Source organism: Labrys okinawensis (assembly GCF_047345005.1).
GTDB lineage: Bacteria > Pseudomonadota > Alphaproteobacteria > Rhizobiales > Labraceae > Labrys > Labrys okinawensis.
This window is the reverse complement of the sequence record NZ_CP178864.1, coordinates 3,891,662-3,913,357: the sequence shown is the minus strand read 5'-3', so window position 1 is coordinate 3,913,357 and position 21,696 is coordinate 3,891,662. Positions and strand designations below refer to the sequence as shown.

At 63.3% G+C, this 21,696-nt stretch carries 17 protein-coding genes and 1 tRNA gene; 7 read left to right on the top strand and 11 right to left on the bottom strand.

Annotation, left to right across the window (positions count from 1 at the left end):
* The first annotated feature begins 456 nt into the window (after positions 1 to 456).
* Positions 457 to 1,572, top strand: coding sequence for a septal ring lytic transglycosylase RlpA family protein (locus ACMDCR_RS18360; RefSeq protein ID WP_413987989.1), 1,116 nt, complete (start codon positions 457 to 459; stop codon positions 1,570 to 1,572).
* Between the two features lie 94 nt (positions 1,573 to 1,666).
* Here ACMDCR_RS18360 and sseA read toward each other — a convergent pair whose 3' ends face one another.
* The 5 genes from sseA to gnd all read right to left on the bottom strand — a co-directional run bounded on the left by sseA (position 1,667) and on the right by gnd (position 6,503).
* Entirely contained in the window at positions 1,667 to 2,512 is an 846-nt protein-coding gene (sseA, locus tag ACMDCR_RS18355; protein WP_413987988.1) for a 3-mercaptopyruvate sulfurtransferase, read from the bottom strand.
* Between the two features lie 112 nt (positions 2,513 to 2,624).
* The gene (locus tag ACMDCR_RS18350) at positions 2,625 to 3,080 is read right to left on the bottom strand and encodes a DUF4864 domain-containing protein (RefSeq protein WP_413987987.1); all 456 of its coding nucleotides are present in this window, start codon (positions 3,078 to 3,080) and stop codon (positions 2,625 to 2,627) included.
* Between the two features lie 184 nt (positions 3,081 to 3,264).
* Entirely contained in the window at positions 3,265 to 3,990 is a 726-nt protein-coding gene (gene pgl, locus ACMDCR_RS18345) for a 6-phosphogluconolactonase (RefSeq protein ID WP_413987986.1), read from the bottom strand.
* The gene (zwf, locus tag ACMDCR_RS18340; RefSeq protein ID WP_413987985.1) at positions 3,987 to 5,507 is read right to left on the bottom strand and encodes a glucose-6-phosphate dehydrogenase; all 1,521 of its coding nucleotides are present in this window, start codon (positions 5,505 to 5,507) and stop codon (positions 3,987 to 3,989) included. Before zwf ends, pgl begins: the two co-directional genes overlap by 4 nt.
* A gap of 3 nt (positions 5,508 to 5,510) precedes the next feature.
* On the bottom strand, positions 5,511 to 6,503 hold the full coding sequence (gene gnd, locus ACMDCR_RS18335; RefSeq protein ID WP_413987984.1) for a phosphogluconate dehydrogenase (NAD(+)-dependent, decarboxylating): 993 nt from the start codon (positions 6,501 to 6,503) through the stop codon (positions 5,511 to 5,513).
* 216 nt (positions 6,504 to 6,719) lie between these two features.
* Here gnd and ACMDCR_RS18330 point away from each other — a divergent pair.
* Positions 6,720 to 6,795 (top strand) — tRNA-Lys (locus ACMDCR_RS18330).
* A gap of 30 nt (positions 6,796 to 6,825) precedes the next feature.
* Here the strand turns inward: ACMDCR_RS18330 and ACMDCR_RS18325 are convergent.
* Together ACMDCR_RS18325 and ACMDCR_RS18320 are read right to left on the bottom strand one after the other, a co-directional pair.
* Positions 6,826 to 9,678, bottom strand: coding sequence for a phosphoenolpyruvate carboxylase (locus tag ACMDCR_RS18325; RefSeq protein WP_413987983.1), 2,853 nt, complete (start codon positions 9,676 to 9,678; stop codon positions 6,826 to 6,828).
* A gap of 151 nt (positions 9,679 to 9,829) precedes the next feature.
* Complete coding sequence (locus ACMDCR_RS18320; RefSeq protein ID WP_413987982.1) at positions 9,830 to 10,741, bottom strand: LysR family transcriptional regulator; 912 nt, start codon at positions 10,739 to 10,741, stop codon at positions 9,830 to 9,832.
* Between the two features lie 92 nt (positions 10,742 to 10,833).
* On the opposite strand from ACMDCR_RS18320, the gene ACMDCR_RS18315 reads away from it, so the two are divergent.
* Entirely contained in the window at positions 10,834 to 11,706 is an 873-nt protein-coding gene (locus ACMDCR_RS18315) for an NmrA family NAD(P)-binding protein (protein ID WP_413987981.1), read from the top strand.
* 129 nt (positions 11,707 to 11,835) lie between these two features.
* Here ACMDCR_RS18315 and mntR read toward each other — a convergent pair whose 3' ends face one another.
* Entirely contained in the window at positions 11,836 to 12,291 is a 456-nt protein-coding gene (gene mntR / locus ACMDCR_RS18310) for a manganese-binding transcriptional regulator MntR (RefSeq protein ID WP_413987980.1), read from the bottom strand.
* A 178-nt stretch (positions 12,292 to 12,469) separates the two neighbouring features.
* Between mntR and ACMDCR_RS18305 the strand changes: the two genes are divergently transcribed.
* Positions 12,470 to 13,840 (top strand): Nramp family divalent metal transporter, encoded by a 1,371-nt coding sequence (locus ACMDCR_RS18305; protein ID WP_413987979.1) that lies wholly within the window; start codon positions 12,470 to 12,472, stop codon positions 13,838 to 13,840.
* Between the two features lie 140 nt (positions 13,841 to 13,980).
* Here ACMDCR_RS18305 and ACMDCR_RS18300 read toward each other — a convergent pair whose 3' ends face one another.
* Positions 13,981 to 14,994: a zinc-binding alcohol dehydrogenase family protein gene (locus ACMDCR_RS18300; protein WP_413987978.1), complete on the bottom strand. Its 1,014-nt coding sequence runs from the start codon at positions 14,992 to 14,994 to the stop codon at positions 13,981 to 13,983.
* Positions 14,995 to 15,141: 147 nt separating this feature from the next.
* Here ACMDCR_RS18300 and ACMDCR_RS18295 point away from each other — a divergent pair, with 147 nt between their 5' ends.
* The gene (locus ACMDCR_RS18295; protein ID WP_413987977.1) at positions 15,142 to 16,020 is read left to right on the top strand and encodes a LysR substrate-binding domain-containing protein; all 879 of its coding nucleotides are present in this window, start codon (positions 15,142 to 15,144) and stop codon (positions 16,018 to 16,020) included.
* Between the two features lie 88 nt (positions 16,021 to 16,108).
* On the opposite strand, the gene ACMDCR_RS18290 is transcribed toward ACMDCR_RS18295, so the two are convergent.
* On the bottom strand, positions 16,109 to 17,680 hold the full coding sequence (locus ACMDCR_RS18290; RefSeq protein WP_413987976.1) for a hypothetical protein: 1,572 nt from the start codon (positions 17,678 to 17,680) through the stop codon (positions 16,109 to 16,111).
* 394 nt (positions 17,681 to 18,074) lie between these two features.
* On the opposite strand from ACMDCR_RS18290, the gene panB reads away from it, so the two are divergent.
* A complete protein-coding gene (panB, locus tag ACMDCR_RS18285; protein ID WP_413987975.1) occupies positions 18,075 to 18,896 on the top strand; it encodes a 3-methyl-2-oxobutanoate hydroxymethyltransferase in 822 nt (273 codons plus the stop codon).
* 141 nt (positions 18,897 to 19,037) lie between these two features.
* Here panB and ACMDCR_RS18280 read toward each other — a convergent pair whose 3' ends face one another.
* Positions 19,038 to 20,516 (bottom strand): AMP nucleosidase, encoded by a 1,479-nt coding sequence (locus tag ACMDCR_RS18280; RefSeq protein ID WP_413987974.1) that lies wholly within the window; start codon positions 20,514 to 20,516, stop codon positions 19,038 to 19,040.
* Between the two features lie 175 nt (positions 20,517 to 20,691).
* Between ACMDCR_RS18280 and ACMDCR_RS18275 the strand changes: the two genes are divergently transcribed.
* Positions 20,692 to 21,603: a DUF2167 domain-containing protein gene (locus ACMDCR_RS18275; protein ID WP_413987973.1), complete on the top strand. Its 912-nt coding sequence runs from the start codon at positions 20,692 to 20,694 to the stop codon at positions 21,601 to 21,603.
* The last annotated feature ends 93 nt before the right edge of the window (positions 21,604 to 21,696 follow it).

Genomic DNA, 21,696 nt, shown 5'->3' with positions numbered 1-21,696 from the left:
TGATCGAATTGTGTTTCCGGCACACGCGCCGGTTGGTAAAGTTTTGTTAAGGGAATATTTTTTGCCGGCAAGGCAATTGGTTATCTTCTCACTGGTTAATGCGATCTTTCTATCTGATTTCACAGGGAAAATCGTTTAATACGGCGGCCAGCGGGGGAGGGTGGTCGCACAAAGTGGTACTGCGAATTTGGGCGACGGGGCTTTCATTTTGCCACGCATTGGGCTATCGCCTGTTTACGGTTTGGAAACTCTGCCGCATTTTGGACATATTGTCCGGGCGTTCTTGTGGCAGAGATCCGAAAGGATTTCCGAATCTGGGCACGTGGTGAAGGACGGCCTCGTGCTCCGAAATGAAACAGCAGGATGCGATTGCCTGCGCCCCGCCATGTCGTGAATTCCACGGCATCGCCGCGCGCAGACCCCAGTCGGGTCGCTGCCGATGAAAAGGAATCTGAGATGGCGGAAGACCTCTCGGCTGTTCAAGATCTCGTCGAGTTGCGTATTTCCGACACCTCTTCCGACTTCCGGAATATCCGGGCGGTTGCTCCCGCCACCAAGCTTGCCCTTGCCGTTCTTGGCTGTGCCGCCCTGGCGAGCTGCGCCTCCAACAATTACTCCCACAACGTGAAGGCTGCGCCGCAGGTTGCCGAGGCCGCCCCTGTCATGGCTCCGCCCGTTGGCGCGCCAGCGGTCGCAACTCCGCCGGTTCGCGGCAAGAACGGCACCGACAAGCCTTATATTGTCGGCGGCAAGCGCTATGTCCCGGCGATTGGCGATTCCAAGTATACCGCTGTGGGCCTGGCTTCCTGGTATGGCGCCGGCTTCCATGGCCGCAAGACGGCCGACGGCGAGCGTTTCGACATGATGGGGCTCACCGCCGCCCACAAGACCATGCCGCTGCCGAGCTATGCACGCGTCACCAATATGAGCAACGGCACCTCGATCGTGGTGCGCGTCAACGACCGCGGCCCCTATGTTCACGGCCGCCTCATCGATCTGTCGAGCCGCGCTGCCGATCTTCTGCAGTTCAAGGGCTCTGGCGTCGGCAAGGTGAAGATCGAATATGTCGGCCGCGCGCCTGAAACGGGCGGTGACACGAAGATGCTGCTGGCTACCCTACGGACGGACGGCACGCCGGCCCCGATGCCTGGCGCTGCAGCGAACACGATGATCGCCGACGCGACGCCGCAGGCCGTCCCGACGGTAAGCGAGAATCCATCGCCGATCGTAAGGCCGGTGGAGGTGCCCCCGATGGTGGCCCAGGCCGAGCCCGCCGTGGTGACGCCGGCACCAGCGCCGGTTCCGGAAGCTGTTGCCAGCCTGAACATGGCCTTCACGCCGCTGCCGCCAACGCGTCCGCGCAGTTCCGACGGGATCCTGGGCAAGACGGTGACGCCACCTTCCATGGGTTCGGTCGGCCAGGTCAATCTGGCCAGGGCTAAGGTTCCGCTGCCGCCGATCCAGCCTTCGATGGCCGTCGAGCCGTCGGCCACGGCTTTCGCATCGCCGGCCCCGGCCGCACTGCCGACCGTGATACCCACACCGCCGGTTGCGGCCTCGATGGGGCAATGAGCTTCGGTTCACTGAGATTTTGAACGAGGAAACGCCCGCAATAATTTGTGGGCGTTTTGCTTTTTGCAAATGGCGGCCGAAGACCGCCAGTCCGTCAGTCCCCTTTTGCAAGCGGGAGTTCGTGGCGCGATCCCCATTCGGCCCAGGAGCCGTCATAGATGGCTTCCACTGGCTTGCCGGCCGTCTCGAAGGCCAATGCAAGGACGGCTGCCGTAACGCCGGAGCCGCAGCTTGTGATTACTGGCTTCGAAAGATCAACCCGCGCGGCCCTCAGGGCTGCCAGGATCTTTTCTGGTGGCGCCAGACGCCCATTCTCCACCACCTCGGTGAAAGGCAGGTTCCGGGCACCCGGCATGTGGCCGGCGCGAACGCCTGGGCGCGGCTCGGGCGCATCGCCCCGGAAGCGATCGGCCGAGCGGGCATCCACAATCTCGGCCGTCTGCCCGGCGAGGGCGGCCTGCACGTCCACGGCACTCTTCACCTGCCGGTGATCAAGCGCGGCCCTGAAGCGGGCAGGGGTCTTATGCGGAATACTGCTCTCCGTTGGGCGTTTTTCGGCCAGCCAGGCCGGGAAGCCACCATCGAGGACGTAGACATTGCGAGCGCCGAAAACCCGGAATGTCCACCAAACGCGCGGCGCGGAGAACAGGCCGGCACCGTCATAGACGACAATATGCTGCGTCTCGCCGATGCCCAGCGCGCCTACGGCTTCGGCAAACGCGAGCTCGGTGGGCAGCATGTGGGGAAGGCCGCTCGAGACATCCGCGATCTTGTCGATGTCGAAGAACACGGCGCCGGGAACATGGGCCGTCTTGTACTCCTCATAGGCATTCCGGTTGGCCGCGGGCAGGTACCAGGACGCATCGACGATGGCGAGGGTGGGGTCGCCCAGGCGGGCAGCGAGCCATTCTGTGGAGACAAGGTGGGGCGAGGATGTCATGGGGCAGGAAACCTTCTTGCGTGGTTCCTACCATCTAGGGCTTTTGGCGCCACCTGCACAGGGGAGGGGCAGAGGGTGCCAAGTTCAAGTTGGCATATATCGGTACACAGCCTCAGGCTGTGACATCCTTGACCAGGTAGCAGCTGATGATCTTCAGGCTGCCGTCCTCCTGGCGCACAAGCGTGTAGATGGCGCGCCAACTGTCGCCGTCAGGCCCGACGATCGCGACCGACTGCACGAACTTGCCGTCCATCTGCTTCAACTCGCCGAAACTGAAACGCCGGGCGCGGTAGATAGGCTGGTAGCCATTGCGCACCATGGCCATGAAGGCATCGGACGAGGGGAAATAGAGCTTAAGGCTAGGCGCGGCAAAGGAATAGGCGGTCTCCCCGTCATCGCGCAGGAAAGCCTGGATCTGATCGCTGATGATGGTGTGGATCGTGCCCTCGTCATCATCGACGAGGATCAGTGCCGTTGGCCAGCCGGATCTCGTGGGGGCGAGCGGAGCGGCCATCGCAGGCGTCAAGGCGAGAAAGAAAAGGACAGCGGCAGCGGGACGTACACGCATGGCGAGATCTCCTTCGCCATGCTACGCGCTTCCGGCCCCGCCGGATCATCCCCGGTGATCACGGATACGTGATCGCCAGGGCAAAGCGCCATTAAGCATAAACGCTGCTTTACTCTAACTCTTTGGTTCGACGCGTCTTTGCGATTCTTGACGATGCCGTCAACTCGCAAAACGCTTTGGTCTTTCACTCGCCGGCGGCGGCCTTGTCGAGGAACCAGTGGATCGGCCCGGCCGCAGTCACATGGGCGGAGGGCAGGTCGGCTCCCGAGAATACTTTATCCAAGATCGGCTTCTTGTCCGCACCCGCGGCAAGGAAGGCAACCGCCCTGCTGGAGGCGATGGCCGGGAAGGTCAGCGTTACGCGTGGCACGAAGGGATCGAGGCCGGGCTCGGAGGACACGACCCAACGGTCGCGCACGGCGAGCGAAGGCTTGCCCGGGAAAAGCGAGGCCGTATGGCCATCGGAGCCGACTCCCAGCAGCATGATGTCGAAGAGCGGTCGCTCAGGACCTAGCGTGTCGGCGCCATAGAAGCGCTTCAACTCGGCCTCATAAGCCACCGCCGCGTCGTCCGGCGTGGTTGGGGAGGCGGCGATGACGTGGATGTTCTCCGGTGGCGCGGGCACATGATTGAGCAAGGCCGTCTCGACCATCAGCGTGTTGCGCCTGGCATCGTCGGCGGGAACGATACGCTCATCACCCCAGAACCAATGGATGCGGCTGAAATCGAGGCCGGACCGCCAGGGATCGCGCGTCAGGCGCTCATAGAGGCGCTTGGGGGTGGAGCCACCGGACAGAGCGACTGCCAGCGGTCCGGAGCGGCTGGCAAGCTCGGCCACGAACCAGTCTGCCGCACGGTCGGCGAGCGCATCGGCATCGGCGGAAACATCGAGGATACGTTCTGTGCTCATGCGATGGGCCTCCAACTGCGTCCGTCACGTGCGAGCATGATGTCGGAAGTGGCAGGGCCCTCGGAGCCGGCCGCATAGGTGGAAAGGCCTCGCTCGCCGGCGATGCCCCAGGCATCGAGGAAGGGCTGCACGGCGCTCCAGCCGGCTTCCACGCCGTCGGCGCGCTGGAACAGCATGGCATCGCCGATCATGCAGTCATAGATCAGCGTCTCATAGCCGGTGCTGGCCGCCGCCTCGAAATAGTCCTTGTACTTGAACTCCATGCCGACGCCTGCGAGGTCCATCTTTGGGCCTGGCACCTTGGCGTTGAAATGCAGCGTGATGCCCTCGTCCGGCTGGATGTCGAGCACCAACGTGTTCGGCCCCATGCCTGAGAGGGAGGTATCGCGGAACATGGCGATCGGCGCATCCTTGAACTGGATGGCGATCTCCGTCTTACGCTTGGCGAGCGCCTTGCCGGTGCGCAGATAGAAGGGCACGCCGGCCCACCGCCAATTGTCGATGGCGAATTTGATCGCCGTATAGGTCGGCGTAACGCTCTTGGGATTGACATCCTGGGAGGCGCGGTAGGCGGTTACGGCCTGGTCCTTGACGATGCCCGGCCCGTATTGGGCGCGTACCGAGTTCAGGATCGCCTGCTCGGGCGTGTATTGCGTGATGGCGGCAAGCGCCTCGGCCTTCTCGGAACGCACGGAATGGGCGGCGTAGCGCGCCGGTGGTTCCATGGCGATCAGCGACAGAAGCTGGCACAAATGGTTCGGCACCATGTCGCGGAGCGCGCCGGTCTGGTCGTAGAAGGCGCCGCGCCGCTCCACCGTCACTGTCTCGGCCACGCTGATCTGCACATGGTCGATGTGGTCGCGGTTCCAGATCGGCTCGAACAGGCCGTTGGCAAAGCGCAGGATCATGATGTTCTGGACGGTTTCCTTGCCCAGGTAATGATCCATCCGGTAGATCTGGTCTTCCGTCAGCACGCTGAGAAGCTGGCGATTGAGAGCCTGCGCCGAGGCAAGGTCGGTGCCGAAGGGCTTTTCGACGATGACGCGCCGCCAGGGCCCGCCTTCCTCTTCCTGGCTGAGACCGACCTCATGCAGAAGACGGGTGATCGGCGCAAAGCCGTTGGGTGGGGTCGCCAGGTAGAACAGGCGGTTGCCGCCGGTATTACGGCCAGCCTCGACCTTTTCGAGGTGCTTGGCGAGGCCCTTGAAGCTGTCGGGTTCGTCGACCTGCGCCACCACCGACGTGACGCAGCCAAACAGCTTGTCGGCGACGGCCTGGTCTACGGGGCGCGTTGCAAATTGCTTGAGCCCATCCACCAGCATCTGCCTGAAGCTATCGCCTTCCATCTGGCGGCGGACGACACCGACAATACAGAAGTTTTCCGGCAGCAAGCCGGTTGCAGCCAGATTGTAGAGTGCTGGCACGAGCAGGCGCTTTGTCAGGTCACCATTGGCGCCAAACACAACGAAGCAGCACGGGCCAGCCGCGCCGCCCTTGTTGATTTGATAGGCGTTCATTTCTCAGGCCTTGGGTTCCACTGCTTTAGGCTCGACATGGCCGCCGAAGCCCTTGCGCATGGCGGAGAGGATCTTCTCCGCGTAGGTGTGCTCCTGGCGGGAGCGGAAGCGGGTGTAGAGCGCGGCCGTGAGCACCTCGGCTGGCACGGCCTGGTCGATCGCAGCCTCGATCGTCCAGCGTCCCTCGCCGGAATCCTCCACGAAGCCGGAATATTCGGTGAGCTCGGCGTCAGCGGCCATGGCCGAAGCGGTAAGGTCGAGCAGCCAGGAGGTGACCACCGAGCCGCGGCGCCACACTTCGGCGATATCGGCCATCTTGAAGTCGAAGCTTTCGCCCTCGGCTTTTCCCTCGGCGTTAGCGGAGCGAAGGATGTCGAAGCCCTCGGCATAGGCCTGCATCAGGCCATACTCAATGCCATTGTGGATCATCTTGACGAAGTGGCCGGCGCCGGGTGGGCCGGCATGGATGTAGCCCTGCTCGGCGCGGGGATCATGGCCTTCGCGATTGGGCGTGCGCGGCACGTCGCCCATGCCGGGGGCGAGGGTGGCGAAGATCGGGTCAAGGCGGGTGACGGTCTCAGCCTTGCCGCCAATCATCATGCAGTAGCCGCGCTCCAGGCCCCACACGCCGCCGGACGTGCCGACATCAACATAGTCGAGGCCCTTGGTGGCCAGGCTCTTGGCGCGGCGTACATCGTCCTTCCAGTTCGTGTTGCCGCCATCGATGATGACGTCGCCAGGCGACATCAGCCCCGCAAGGGTGTTGATCGTGCCCTCGGTGATGGCGCCGGCCGGCAGCATCACCCAGATGGCGCGCGGCGCGGTGAGTTTGCTGACGAGGTCGGCAAGGTCGGCGGCGCCCACGGAACCATCGGCGGCGAGGGCTTGGACGGCCTGCGGCGCCCGGTCATAGACGACCGTGCCGTGGCCATTCTTCATTAGGCGGCGTGCAATGTTGCCGCCCATACGCCCAAGGCCGATAATTCCCAATTGCATCGCCTGATCTCCTCTCGCCGCTCCACAGCAGCTGGTTGGCAGCTACGTGCTTAGCACCCTTTTCGACACTCGCAAGCTCATGTATTCAACACCGCGTGAGGATGACACGGCTATGACGTTTCGTTTTTGCATGGCTGATTGTGATTGGTGGCTTGACCCACCCGCGCGAGGCGCCTAGAGACACCGCACTCGCGGGTGCATCCACCCGGTTGGTGAGAGCTCGTAGCTCAGTCGGTAGAGCACGTGACTTTTAATCATGGGGTCATGGGTTCGAATCCCATCGAGCTCACCACACAAATATCAAGATCAGTCCCGTGATATTCTACCCATGCGCCCCGCATTCGAGCGCAATCGCGGTGCCGATGGCCAGGATCGTCTTGTACGTCTTCTCAATCGGGTCGATCAGCGTGCGCGTCAGCGCGGCGTAGTTCGACGGCGCGTCGCCTGGATAGGTGAAGGGTTCGGTAAGCGCGTAGCCTTCCATGTTCAGGGCATTCACCGGGTAGGCGTCGCGCAGCAGCGCCACGGCTTCCGAGATGCGCAGGCTGAAGATCAGCTCCATGATGTCTTCGCGCGAGATGTCGTTGCGGGTCGAGAATTTCGGCACGCGGGCGGCCATCAGGATGATGTGCTGCAAGAGAGCCAGGCGCACCGCCTGGAGCATGTCGAGGCGTTCGCGGTTGTCCGAGATCGACTTGCCGAGTTCGAGGCCGGCGAGGTCGAGCACGCGGTGCAGGGTGATGGCATCGAGGCGCAGCTTCACCGCCAGCTCGTTGAGCGAGGCGGCGCGGTCGTCCTCCTCCAGCAATTGCGTGATGAACAGGCAGGGCTCGGCCAGATGCGGCTCGGCCCCGGCATAAGGCCGCGTCGACCAGAAGGCGCGGTCGAACAAAGTGGAGAAGGCAGCCAGCGCCTTGATCGAGGAGCGACGCTTCATATGCACGACATGCGAGGTAAGCCGGCGCAGGCGGTCCGACTTGGCGAAGGTTTCGATGAAGCGATCCTCGTCGCCACGCAACGCCGTGCCGAAGCCGGCGATCACCGTGGACGGATGGCCGAGCTGCTGCAGGATGGCGTTGTGCGGGATGGCGCGAATGCGGCGTACCTGATGCACCTCGCCGCCCGAGACATCGAACTGGCGTCGCGACTTGCGCGATCCCGTCTCGTTCAGCAGGCCCTGGGCGAAGGAACCGAGCGCCATGTGATATGAGTGATCGTCGAGCAGCTTGCTATGAAAAGCGGCAAGTCGGCGGAAGAAGTCGAAGGAGAAGGTGGTGTTCGAATAGAAAGGGTCGTTGGCCGATTGGTCGCGCCAGGCGACCTCCGCTTCCAGCAGCCGGGTGATGCAGGCGAGCGCCAGTTCCGGCGTCTCGAAATAGGTGAAGCCGTCGCCGCCCTGGAAGCTGATCTCATGCTTGAGCGCGATGCCGCGGCTTTCGAATTCGCGCCGTGCCCACGGGCTCATCACATAGAAGGCGCGATCCTCGAAATGGCCCTGGTGGGCGCCTCGGCCGGCGGACTCGCCATGGGTGTCGAAGATCAGTACCTCGACATCGGTGAGCTTGTTGCGCTCGCAGGCGCGGGCAAGCTGGCCATGCAGGCGCTCGATGGCCAGCGCCGCCGTGATCTGGCCCATGAAGCGGCCGGAATCCGAAAAGCCCGTCTGGATCGCCAGCCTTCCGCGCCGGCGCACCGCCTTGCGGTATTCCTCTATTCCGAAGAGCACGTCGAAGAAGCGAGCGGCGCTTTCGAGCGCGGTCGGCGTCTCGAACAAGGGCGAAACGTCGAGCTTGTCGTCCACGCCGAACAGGCGGGAGAAGTATACGGCCGCCATCACTGTGGCCGGCGCCTCGCATTCGGCGATCAGCAGGCGGATGGTGGAATCGCGGTCGACATGCTTGAGGATTTGCGCCGCCAGCACGAACTGGCGCAGCGCCGTCTTCTGCTCGATGTCGACGGAGCCGAAATTCACCGAAACCGGCTGCGCCTCGCGGATGAACGTCGCCAGGCGCTCGAGCATTGAACGGCTGGAAATGCTTTCCTCGGCCTCGATGTCGAGATGCTGGCGAATAGCGTTATGGAGCTGCGTCGAATTTATACGCATGTGGACTTCGCCGACGCTGAAGCCGAGCGTCAGCATCTCGCTGCGCAGGGCGACGAGGTCGAGCGCCACTTCCTGTGGGGCATCGGCGATGGCGATGTCGATCAGGGCGATATAGGGCCGCACGCTGGTGGCGGCGTCCGGATGCGGGGCCGTCAGCATGTCGGCGGCCTCCTTGAGCGCCGGCCGGTCGAGCGGATCCTTGCGGAAAGCATCCAGGATGGCGGCGTTCCAGGCGCGGGTGCGCTCGATGCGGGCGGTCAGCTCGCCGAGACGCTGGGCGGTGGGCGTCTCGGCTTCGACCTTGGCGGCGATCCTGGCGATCTCGCCGAGATAGCGGTTGATCTGGTGATCCTTCTCGACGAGGCGGAAGCGAAACGTGTCGATCCAGCGGATATCCGTGCGCCCGTCGAGGTCATAGCCGATCCAGGTGCCGAGGCCGGCGTAACCCACCGCGACCGAGCGCCAATCGGACGAGCGGCGCTCGCGCAGCACGTCGGCGGCGGCGCGGGCGAATTCGGCGATTGCGGTCTTGGCCGCATCGAGAGCCGACAGGGCGGCGGCGTGCTCGACGGCGAGGGTGATCGGGCTGTCCGGCGCCATCAAGGCGTTGGGAAGCGACACTTCTTCGCCGCCGGCCATGCGCGCGAGCTTGTTGCGGTTCACGCTCGACAGCAGAAAGGTGGGATGGCCTGTGAAGACGATGCCGAGCTGGGTGCGGGCGAGGGGCGTTGCGCCGGAAAAGCCGCGGCGACCATCGGCAAGCAGGCGCTCGACCACGCGGCGCAGCGAGGCGCGGTTCCCGGCCATGTCCACGGGGCCGACATAGTCGTGCAAAGCCTTGGCACGGGCCGCGAAGGTCTCCTGACCCAGCCGCAGCGCGAGGGCATCGAGATCTGCCCTGGTGATGCGGCCGGCTTCCAGATCGCGAGACAGTTCGAAGGCGAGCTGAGCCACCGGATTGTAGCGGGGCTCGTCGACGAGGCGGCCACGTGAACTGTCGAGCTTGGCACGGCAGAGCGCTTCGAGTTCGGCAGCCCGGTCGACGCCATGGTCCGGCAAAGTGGAATCCATCCGTTTTACTCGTTTGTAGGGTTCTTCTTCAGGTCGTGCTTAGACCAGCGATGGCTCTGTATCGAGCAATTTTCGTGCCGCTTGTTGTCGCTGCAGGTGGGTAATCTGTCTCAGCGGCGACGCAGCACTTTGTATTTCAACCCTTGCGCGTTCAGGCCGGCCCCCGACCGAGAGCCACCAGAACGAAATCGAGAAAGGCTCGTACCTTGGCCGGTGCATGATGACGGGACGGGTAGAGGGCATAGAGCGGATAGACCTCATCCGGCCAATCGGGAAAGAGATCCACCAGGCGACCGTCATTGACGAAGGATTGCGTGCCCAGGCCCAGGATCTGCGCGATGCCGGCGCCGGAAACGCAGGCGGTGAGCAACGTGCCGGCATCGGACAGCAACAGGCGGCCCCTGGCGTTGACCGGCAGCACTTCCTTCCCTCGGCGAAATTCCCATTCGAAAGGACGGCCGGTGACGGGATCCCGATAGAGTATACACTCGTGGTCCTCGGTTTCGAGCGGATGTTTCGGCCTGCCGGCCTTCGCCAGATAGGCGGGTGAGGCGACCGTTACGATCCGTGTTTCCAGCAATTTGCGCGCAACGACCGAAGATACCGAGAGTTCGCCGAAGCGCACGGCGACATCGACGCCGTCGGCCACGAGATCATCGGCCTGGCCCCGCGTGACCACGTCGAGCTCGATCTCTGGATAGGTATCGAGGAACGCGTGGTAGTGCTGCGCCAATAGAAGCCTGGAGAAATAGGGGTCGATATTGACGCGCAGCCGACCGCGGACAGCGTGGGCGGCCCCGGCCACAAGGCTCGCCGCTTCCTCCATATCCGCCAGCAAAGGGATGACTCGCTCGTAGAATTGCCGCCCCTCGTCGGTGAGGGAAACCGAACGTGTGGTGCGATCGAGGAGACGCACGCCGAGTCTCGTCTCCAGCCGGGCGATGGCGCGGCTGACTGCCGGCTGGGTCAGGCCGAGAGCCTCTGCAGCGCGAACGAAATTTCCCGTCTCGACCACGGCCGCCAGCACGCCGACGCCATTCACTAGACGCGTATCGAAGCTCATTGATAAATCCAGATCATTGATGTCCTGACATCTATGCATTCGAGTTATGATAAGTCGAGATGCATATCCTCCTCATCCAATCGAGGAGACAGATGATGTTTGCGATCACAGGTATTTCAGGCCATGTCGGCGGCACGGCTGCGCAGGCTTTGCTCGACGCCGGCCATCCGGTCCGCGCCGTCTTGCGCGACCATGCCAAGGCGCCGGCATGGCAAGAGAGCGGAGCCGAAATCGCGCTCGCCACCTTCGATGATGCGGACGCCTTGACCGCGGCCTTCACTGGCGCCGAAGGTGTCTATGTCATGGTGCCGCCTGATTTCGATCCGGATGAGAATTTCTCCGGCGCCACGGCAACAGCTTCCGCCATCGCCGAAGCCGTAAGGCGCGCCCGGCCCGGCAAGGTCGTGGCGCTGTCTTCCATCGGCGGCCAGCACCCGCGCGACACCGGCCTGATCGGCCAGACCCATATCCTGGAGCAGGCACTGGCCGACAGCCCCGTGCCGCTGGCGATTTTGCGACCAGCCTGGTTCATGGAGAACTCGCTCTGGGACGTAGGTCCCGCGCGCGAGAGCGGCTGGATGCCGAGCTTCCTGTCACCACTCGACAGACAGGTGCCGATGATCGCCACCGCCGACATTGGCGGCGTTGTCGCAAAGACCCTGCTGGAGAGCTGGAGCGGCGGTCGGGTGATCGAGATCGAAGGGCCGAAGCGCTACAGCCAGGACGAAATCGCCATGCTGCTGGGTCAGGCTCTCGGGCGCGGGGTCGAGGCCCGGCCCGTGCCGCGCGAGCAATGGGAAGAGCTGTTCCGGAGCCAGGGTATGCAGCGGCCCCAGCCCCGCATCGAGATGCTCGACGGCTTCAATTCGGGCTGGATCGATTTCCTGCCGGGCGCCGCGGAGCACGTTATCGGGCCGACCAGCTTCGAGACCGTGCTGGCCGGGCTGGTGAAGCAGGCCGCTTGAGGATGCGCAATTGGAGTGGCGGTCCCAGACCGCCACTCTTAGAAACGAGACATCTTATAGGAACGGATGATGGCGGTCGGAGACCGCCACTCCGCGCTGGGGCGCACTTCTCGCAAGGCTCGCGATACTTCACCGCTTCGACTTCACGAAGCGCGCGAAGGCGTCGAGCGTTGCCTTGCTGACATGATGCTCGATGCCCTCCGCATCGCGCCGTGCCGTGTCGGCGTCGACGCCCAGCGCCAGCAGGAAGGCCTCGACGAGATGATGGCGCTCGCGGCTCGCCTCGGCCAGGGCCTGGCCGGCCTCAGTAAGGAAGACGCCGCGATAGGGCCGCTGCGCCACGAAACCTTCGTCGGCGAGCCGCTTCAGCATCTTGGCGACAGTGGGTTGGGCAACGCCGAGGCGGGCTGCGATATCGACCTGGCGCGCTTCGCCGCCATCCTTGATCAGGTCGGCGATCAACTCAACGTAGTCCTCAACAAGTTCGAGCCTGCGAGCCTCGCGGGCCTGCCGGAAGCTTTCGACGTGCACGACGGCATCGATCAGCCCGGCCTCTCCGATTGAAAGCGCAGCGGAACGTTTCATGCCGGCTCTCCTCGTCTCTCCGGTGTTGCCCCATGGGTATGCCTGAAACGGGCCGCTTTATCAATCCCGGCGATAAAATGCAGCCCGTGCGGTTCTCTATTGACTGCACTTTGTATTATAGCATAAGCTATACTCATTGGATGAATTCGAGAGTGGGTGACGTGCGTTGGAGGATGGCATGAGCGGCGATGTAGCCGGCGCGGTGCAGGCAAATGGCGCGGCCTGGCGGGTGCTCCCCGACAGAGAGACGCGGCCTAGCCTCGGCTCGATGAATGCCAGCGTGCCAGTGCCGAAGACCGGGCTGTGGTTGCGTCGTTTCCTCGCCTTCGTAGGGCCAGGCTATATGGTCTCGGTCGGCTATATGGATCCGGGCAACTGGGCGACCGATATCGCCGGCGGTTCCAAATTCGGCTACACGCTGCTCTCCGTGATCCTGCTGTCCAATCTGATGGCGATCGTCCTGCAGGCGCTCGCGGCCCGGCTGGGCATCGTCACGGGCCGCGATCTCGCGCAGGCCTGCCGCGACCATTATTCCCGGCCGGTCAACATCATGCTCTGGCTCGCCTGTGAGCTGGCGATCATCGCCTGCGACCTCGCCGAGGTGATAGGCACCGCCATTGCCCTCAATCTGCTGTTCGGCATTCCCCTGATCTGGGGCGCCATCATCACGGCCGTGGACGTCTTCCTGGTGCTCATGCTGATGCAGCGCGGCTTTCGTGCGTTGGAGGCTTTCGTCATTGCGCTGCTGGTGGTGATCTTCTCCTGCTTCGTCATCCAGATCGTGCTGGCGGCGCCGGCAGTGAAGGATATCGTCGGTGGCTTCCTGCCGCAGGCGTCCGTGGTCAGCAATCCGGAGGCGCTCTATCTCGCCATCGGCATCATTGGCGCGACGGTGATGCCCCATAATCTCTATCTGCACTCGTCCATCGTGCAGACGCGGGCCTATGAGCGTACCGATGAGGGCAAACGCGCCGCCATCCGCTGGGCTGTCACCGACAGCACGATTGCCCTGATGCTGGCGCTGTTCGTCAACGCCGCCATTCTCATCATGGCGGCCGCGGTGTTCTATAACAATGGCCGCACCGATGTGGAGGAGATCGGACAGGCCTACCAGCTACTGTCACCGATGCTAGGCGTCGGCATCGCCTCGACGGTCTTCGCCATCGCACTGCTTGCCTCCGGCGTGAATTCGACGGTGACGGCGACGCTGGCCGGCCAGATCGTTATGGAAGGCTTCCTCCATCTGCGCATCCCGGACTGGGCGCGCCGGCTGATCACACGCGGCCTTGCCATCCTGCCGGTGGTGGCGGTGACGGCTGTTTATGGCGACCGGGGGACCAACGACCTCCTGGTGCTCAGCCAGGTGGTGCTGTCGATGCAACTGCCCTTCGCCATCATCCCGCTGGTACGCTTCGTCTCCGACCGTCGCAAGATGGGGGTCTTCGTGACACCGACCTGGCTGACGGCGCTCTCCTGGGTGATCGCCAGCGTAATCCTGGTGCTCGACATCAAGCTGGTGCTCGATACGTTTACCGGGGCAGGGGGATAAGTCGGCCTTCGGATCGCCAGCTTCCAGGCTGCTCCTGGAACGAAAAGGTTGATAAGGAAGGCGCGACCAAAGTCGAGGGCCCGCCTTTTTCTTTCATGTGGACAATTCAAGGGCAGGCTGGAGGCCTGCAGTCCCAGGAATCAAAACCCCGCCAACACCGACTTGCCGACCGCCTTGCCGCTCTCCACGCTCGCATGCGCGGCCTTGAGATTGGCGGCGTTGATCGTGCCGAAATTCTCTTTCAGCGTGGTACGCAGTACGCCCTGGTCGACCAGCCCGGACACCCGATTCAAAAGCTCGTGCTGGGCGATCATGTCGGGCGTTTCGTAGATCGAGCGTGTGAACATCATCTCCCAATGCACACTCAGGCTCTTGCGTTTGAAGGGCGCGATGTCGAGCGTCTCGGGATCGTCGATCACGCCGAGTCTGCCCTGTGGCCTGAGGATCTCGACGATGGCAGGCAGGTTCTGCTGCGTGGAGGTAAGGCTGGCGACATAGTCCACCTCGGGGATACCGAGAGCCTTCAAGCTCTCAGGCAGCGGCTTATGGTGGTCGATGACGTGATGGGCGCCCATTTCCTTGACCCATGCGGTCGTCTCCGGCCGCGAGGCAGTGGCGATCACGGTCAGGCCCGTCAGCTGGCGGGCGATCTGGGTGAGGATCGAGCCGACGCCACCGGCGCCGTTGATGATCAGCAGCGTACCCTTGTAAGTCGTGTCCCCTGGCGGAACGCCGAGGCGGTCGAACAGCAATTCCCAGGCAGTCACGGTCGTTAGCGGCAAGGCAGCCGCCTGTTCGAAGGAAAGGGAAGCCGGCTTGCGGCCGACAAGGCGCTCGTCCACGGCCTGCAATTCGGCATTGCTGCCGGGGCGGTTCAGCGTGCCGGCATAGAAGACCTCGTCGCCGACCTTGAACAAATTGACGTCCGGCCCGACCGCTTCCACCACGCCCGCGGCATCCCAGCCGATAACGCGCGCCTGCCCATCGGCGGGCTTCGCGCCGGCGCGCACTTTTACGTCGACCGGGTTGACCGAGATTGCCTTGATGCGCACCAGGAGATCCCGCGGACGGGGCAAGGGGGCGGGAATGTCGAGATCGACCAGAGAGTCGACCGCCGTAATCGGCAGTGAGCTGTAATATCCGATGGCTTTCATAAGGCTTCTCCAGATCTCACAATGCTGCTCCAAAATGCTCCTCTCGGAATGCATTCGGGTTGCAATGCCGAAACCCTGCCGCCTTGAATGCCAGAAGGAAGGCGAATAGTTCTTATTCCAGTCAGAAGATTTGTGATTGGATGCGCCATGGCCTTGCCGGATATCGAAATCGATCTGCTGCGCGCCTTCGTGGCCGTCGCCGAGACCGGCAGCATGACCGGCGGAGCCGAGATCGTCGGGCGGACGCAATCGGCGGTCAGCCAGAAAATCATTCGATTGGAAGACCTTATAGGCAGACGCGTATTCGAACGTTCAAGTCGTTCGCTCTCGCTGACTGATGCTGGCGAACGTCTGCTCGCCGCAGCCCGGCGCATGATCGAGTTCAATGACGAGACGATGCGGCAATTCATTTCGCCCATGGTCAGCGGGCAGCTTCGTCTCGGCGTGAGCGAGGATTTCATTCCCCAGCAATTGCCACGTCTCCTGGCGCGCTTCGCGCGGAGCTATCCCGATGTCACGCTGGAACTGACGACGGGGATGAACTGCGACTTCCCGGCGCTGCTCGACAAGGGCGAGCTCGACCTTGCCTTTGCCAAGAAAGACGGTGCCATGCAGCGAGGTCGGACCATCTGGCGTGAGTCGCTGGAATGGATCGCCGCCGAAAGCTTCGAAGTCCCTGCCGACAAGCCGGTGCCGCTGGTGTTGCTGCCTCATCCTTGCAGTTATCGCGGCCTTGCTCTCGATACGCTGAAGGCCGCCGGCCTTTCCAGCACGATTTCCTGTACGGCGAGCAGCCTCACGGGCGTACAGGCAGCGGTGGCGGGCGGCCTTGGCATCACGCTGCTGGGTCGTTCCTTCCTGCAGCCGGGAGTCAGAGTGTTCGCGCCTAGCGCTGGGTGGCCGCCGTTGCCGATGACCGAGATCGTCCTACTTGGCGAGGAACGCGCACAGGATCATCTCGCCAAAGCGCTGGTGTCGTTCCTGACTGAGAGCTTGACGCGCTCAACGCTGCAGATAGCGGCGTGAAGCCGGTAGCGCGGACAGCCTGTCCGCTCCTGGAAACGACACGATCCGTGATGAGGGACGAGCGGACGGGATGTCCGCGCTCCGGGACTCAGTTCGTATGCGCCAGCGCGAGCCTTGCGATGCGGTCGGCCGTGTTGTCCTGTGATCCGGCCTTGGCGGCTGCTTCGTAGAGGGTCTTGGCCTGGGCCGGATCAGCCTTGGAGGGATCCTTCACGATCGATGGATCATAGGTCTCCGCCAGTGCGAACAGGGCGCGCGGATCGCTGCCGTTCCTGTAGGAATCGAGCGCCTGACGCGCGCCATCGATATCGCCCATCATCGTCATCTCACGGGCCGACTGCACGGCCTCGTCCACCTCATCGAGGGTGATGGCGACCGTGCTCACGCTCCGCGTCGCCGCAGGCGGGGTGGGATCCGGCAGCGACATCGGGGCGATTGCGCTCGGCGGCGGCGTTGGGACGGAAGCAACCTGCTTTGAGGGAGCCGAGGCAGGCTGTGTCATCGGGAGCGACGCATCAATCTTGCTATCCGCCCCGGGTGGCTTGGCTGCCGCCGTTGCCACGGCGACCTTGCTCTCCGCAGGCGCGGGCGGAGCGACAAGAGCACTCAGGGCTTGCAGTTCCTGCGGGTTCGACCAGACGTAACTGCCGACCCCGGCGATGCCGAGCGCGAGTGCAACCGAAGCGACAAGGGCCGCCGGGATTTTGAACGTGCCGCGACTGCCGAAACGGCCGCGCTTGTTGGCGTTCACGGCGGCAGGCCTCGCCGGCGTGGCAACACCAAAACGCGTAGTCGGCTTGCCGACGGCTGCCGGAGCTGGCAGATCCACGGCCTTGTCTTCTTTTACCACCGGCAGCTTAGGCTCGACAGGCGCGGCCTTGCCGGCATCCGACGCCCTGGCGAGCAGGTCGAGATCCTGGGGCGGCGCAGCAGCGGCGCTTGTCGTCGACATGCGCGGACGCTCACGCAGCGGGGGCTGGCGGAATTCGAGGTCATCGGCGCCGCTCTGGCTGAGCGGTTCACGCAAGGGCGTGTCCAATGATGCGGCCTTCGGCATCTTGGGCAGCTCGGCTGGAGCCGCCTTGTCCAGTTCGGGCGCAATCTCGATGAAAAGCGCTTCGCCGAAATCGAGGCCGCTGTCCCCTGAAGCCGATTGCGGCCTGGGTTCGGCCACGGGATCTGCGGCGGGCGGGGAGATCACTGGCAGCTCGGCCTCGAGGCTCTCGGCAGCGGCTACATGGGTGTCCTCAGCCGCCTTGGCGACAGGCTCCTCGATCGTTTCAACAGCAGGTTCGGGCGTCTCGATGGCAGTGGGCTTGGGCGCGCTTGTCTCCGAGACCTTCTGTGGGGAGGCTATGGCAACCAGCCGGCTGAGCGCCGCGGATTCCTGGGCTGGCTTCGGCTGGGGCGCGACAGGTATCACGGCAACAGGGGCCGTTTCCGAGACCGCTGGCGCATCATTTGCCGGAGTGGGAACGGCAAGACGTGTATCGCGCGCAGGGGCGGGGGAGGCAGAACGAGGTGGCAGCGACGCCGAAGGAGCAGCGGCCGACTTCTCCTTCGAAGCCTGGGCGGCCAAGCGGGCCGCCTCCATATGACGTTGGAAAGCCTCACGAACTGCCGCCGCAAGCGCCTCGTCTTTCTTCAGGGGTTCAGCCATATCGTTTCCACCAAACGCTACCCGGGCACCCACTCACGAGCCAAAAAAACTGGTATCCCAGCCCCAGGGCCGGGAGAATAACGTCCCGGGGAGTGCCTGCGCAAACAATTTCTTTAATCATTTGTTAACGATTGTGGAGGCGGGCGCTACTTCCTTGCCCCAGGAGTTCACAAATATGGTTAAGAAGCATGCCCGGGACTTCTTTTCAACGCCCCGCTTCCCGCCAGCTATGCTTGGCGCGAAGACGAGATGTGCGCTCGCAGGCGCGGGATTTTTCATGTTGCCGCTTTACCCTATGACGCTTTTGAACGATTGCTATGCCGCCTTTCGGCCGGAGCGAAACATGACGTCCGACCGGAAGCCCTGATCTCAGGGGTGTTCAGGAGGAAAGTCCGTGTCTCTTCAAAACCAGTTGCAGCGTATCACAGCTCCCCAGATCCGGGCCCGCAAGGGTGGAGAGCCCATCGTCACCCTTACCTCCTATCACACCCATACCACGCGTATCATCGACCCCTACGTCGACTGCATTCTGGTGGGCGACAGCCTGGGCATGGTGATGCACGGCATGGAAACGACCGTGCCGGTAACGCTCGACATGATGATCCTGCAGGGCCTGGCGGTCATGCGCGGGTCCGAGCATGCGCTCGTCATCGTCGACATGCCATTCGGTTCCTATGAGGAATCCCCGCAGCAGGCGTTTCGCAATGCCGTGCGCATCCTCAAGGAGACCGGCTGCGGCGCCATCAAGCTCGAGGGCGGAGAGCGCATGGCCGAGACTATCCGCTTCCTGACAGGGCGCGGCGTACCGGTGATGGCTCATATCGGTCTCACGCCGCAATCGATCATGGCGCTCGGTTCCTTCAAGGCGCAGGGGCGCGACGAGGCCGATTGGGCGCCGATCGAGAAGGACGCCCAACTGGTTTCGGAAGCAGGCGCCTTTGCCGTCGTCATCGAGGCGGTGGCCGAGCCGCTGGCGGCCAAGATCACCATGGACGTTCCCATTCCCACCATCGGCATCGGGGCTTCGCCGGTTTGCGACGGCCAGGTGCTGGTGCTGGAAGACATGTTGGGCCTTTCCGAGCGCGTACCGAAATTCGTCAAGCGCTTCGGTTCACTCGGCGATCACATCCGCAGCGCGGTGCAGGGCTATGTCGATGCCGTCCGGGACCGCAGCTTCCCCGCGCCCGAAAACACCTACGGCATGAGGAAGAAGTAGGGGTACGGTCATCCCGTGCGCGTCGCGGCATGAAATGCTGCGGCGCAGACACGGGACCGTCCGGACAATTGGCGCCTTATCCGGACAGCGGTCCCGGATCTGCCCCACACCGCTTTGCGCTGCGGGGTGTCTGGGATGACACTACTGGAACGCCACCTCGTTGAAGCTGCGTAGCTTGCGCGAGTGGAGCTGGCGCTTGTCCGTGTCGCGTAGCAGCGCCATGGTCTCCAGCCCGATGGCAAGGTGCTGGAACACCCGCTCCCGATAAAAGGAATCCGCCATGCCCGGCAGTTTCAGCTGGCCGTGCAGCGGCTTGTCGGAAACGCAGAGCAGGGTGCCATAGGGCACGCGGAAGCGGAAACCATTGGCAGCAATGGTCGAGGATTCCATATCCAGTGCGATGGCGCGGCTCTGGATGAAGGGCAGATTCTGCACCGTGGAAGGACGCAGCTCCCAATTCCGATCGTCCACTGTTGCCACGGTGCCGGTCCGCATGACGCGCTTGAGGTCGTAGCCGGTGAGGCCGGTCACGCGGCCGACAGCCCGCTCGATGGCGATCTGGATCTCGGCCAGTGCCGGCACGGGCACCTCGCGCGGCAGGTCGGCGTCGAGCACCTGATCCTGGCGCAGATAGGCGTGGGCCAGCACATAATCGCCCAGCATCTGCGAGTTGCGCAGGCCCGCGCAATGGCCAAGCATCAGCCACGCATGCGGGCGCAGCACCGCGACATGGTCCGAGATGTTCTTGGCGTTGGATGGGCCGACGCCGATATTGATCATGGTGATGCCGGAGTCATCGGCCCGCTTGAGATGGTAGGCCGGCATCTGAGGCAGGCGAGGCGGGTGACGGCCGGGGGCTTCGGTCTGTGAGGCCTGTCCCTCGACCTCGGTGACGACATTGCCGGGCTCGACAAAGGCCGTGTAGCCCGACCCGAGCGAGCCGCCATCACCCTTGGCAAGGATGGTCTGGGCCAGTCGGACGAACTCGTCGATATAGAACTGGTAGTTCGTGAAGATCACGAAGTTCTGGAAATGCCGGGCCGAGGTGCCGGTATAGTGCTTGAGCCGCATCAGCGAGAGGTCGATACGAGGAGCCGTGAACAGCGCCAGCGGCCTGGCGCCCTCGGCCGAACGTACGTCGCTGCCATTGGCGATGCGATCATCCATAATGGTGAGATCGGGCACGTCGAAGATTTGCGGCATCACGGCAAGTCGCCCGTAATCGAGGCCGCCTTCGGCGTGATAGTCCTCGCCCAACGCGAAATGGATGGGGATGGGGGTCGCACTCTCGCCGACCTCGACCTCGGCTCCGGTGTTCTTGATGAGCAGTGCGATCTGCTCCTCAAGATAGCGGCTGAAGATGTCAGGCCGCGTCAGCGTGGTCATGTAAGTGCCGGTATCCGCGACGAAGCCGAAGGGCGTGCGGGCATCGAGCTCCGGCAAGGTGTCCGTGGCGACGCGGAGGAAAGGATAGTAGGCGCGCACGCGGTGCTGGAAATCCTTGCCTTTGGTGAAGGCGTCGAAGGCTTCTCGCAGTCGGGTGGTGCTGGATTCGTAAAGCTGCGTGATTGCCGCAACAGCCGCCTTTGCGTTGTCAAAGCGGCGGGGCTCAGTTGTCATTTCAGTTTCTAAGCCGCGAGGCGGCTCTCCCTTTTCGACCTTCTAGAGCAGCCTTCGTGACATCGCAACGACATAGGGCAGTAAATTATGAGGGCACGGTCATGCCTTCGACACGGATTGCTAGGAATTTCGCGATATTGGGCTGGGGACAGCGCCATCGCCCCGGAGAACGGCCATGAATGCCAGACGAATCCTTGCCGCCTTGCTGGCAGCGGCCGTTTTCTTCGTCGGAATCACAACGCTCCAGGCTCAGGAAACGGACAGCCAGAAGCAGGCCGAAGCGCTCCAGGCCACAGTCGATGCCATGCAGAAGGTGCTGCAGCCCGGGCCGGTCGAGGTGAAGCTTGCAGGCCGGGCGAGCCTGCAGGTGCCAACGGGCGCAGGCTTCGTGCGCCAGCCAGAGGCTGGGGCATGGGCGAAGGTGGTGGGTTATGACAAGGACGTGAACCTGCTGAACCCCGATCTGGTGGGCATCGCGATTCCGATGTCCGAGGAAAACTGGGTTGTATTTGTCAACTATCACGCCGGCACCCGCGTGGTGGACGATGGTGCGAAGGACTGGGATCCCGACGCCCTGCTGAATGCCCTCAAGGCCAGCAACGAGGCGGGCAACGCTGCAAGGCAGCAGCGGGGGGAACCGCAGACAGAGGTCCGGAGCTGGCTGGAAGCACCGAAATATGATAACGCCGCACATAAGCTGATCTGGGCAACGAGCAGTGCCGGAAAGAGCGGCGATGCCGACGAGGGGACAGCCACTGTCCACGCCTATGCATTGGGCAAGGACGGCTACTTCGAGCTCACCATGGTGTCTCCCAACACTGAGGTTGTGTCGCATTTGACCATGGCGGAGGCCCTGCTTTCAGGCCTGCGATTTGGCGATGGCCAGCAATATGGCGATGCCGTGGCTGGCGGAGAGATCAAGGAGCGCAGCATTGCCAGCCTGATTGCCACGTTGCCATCGAGTTTCATGGACAAGGCAGCCGCGTTCGCCGCCGCCTATTGGCTGTGGCTGGCGATCATCTTGCTCGTTCTGATCATTGTCCTCGTCGGCCTGCCGCGTATGCTGCGCCGCGGGGACGCCGTGTGACCAAATCGACAATCTTTCTCTAAAAAATGCCGTCATACCGCGATTTAATGCCCGCAAGTCGCCGCCAGGGCTCTGTTTGCTTGACGGAACACC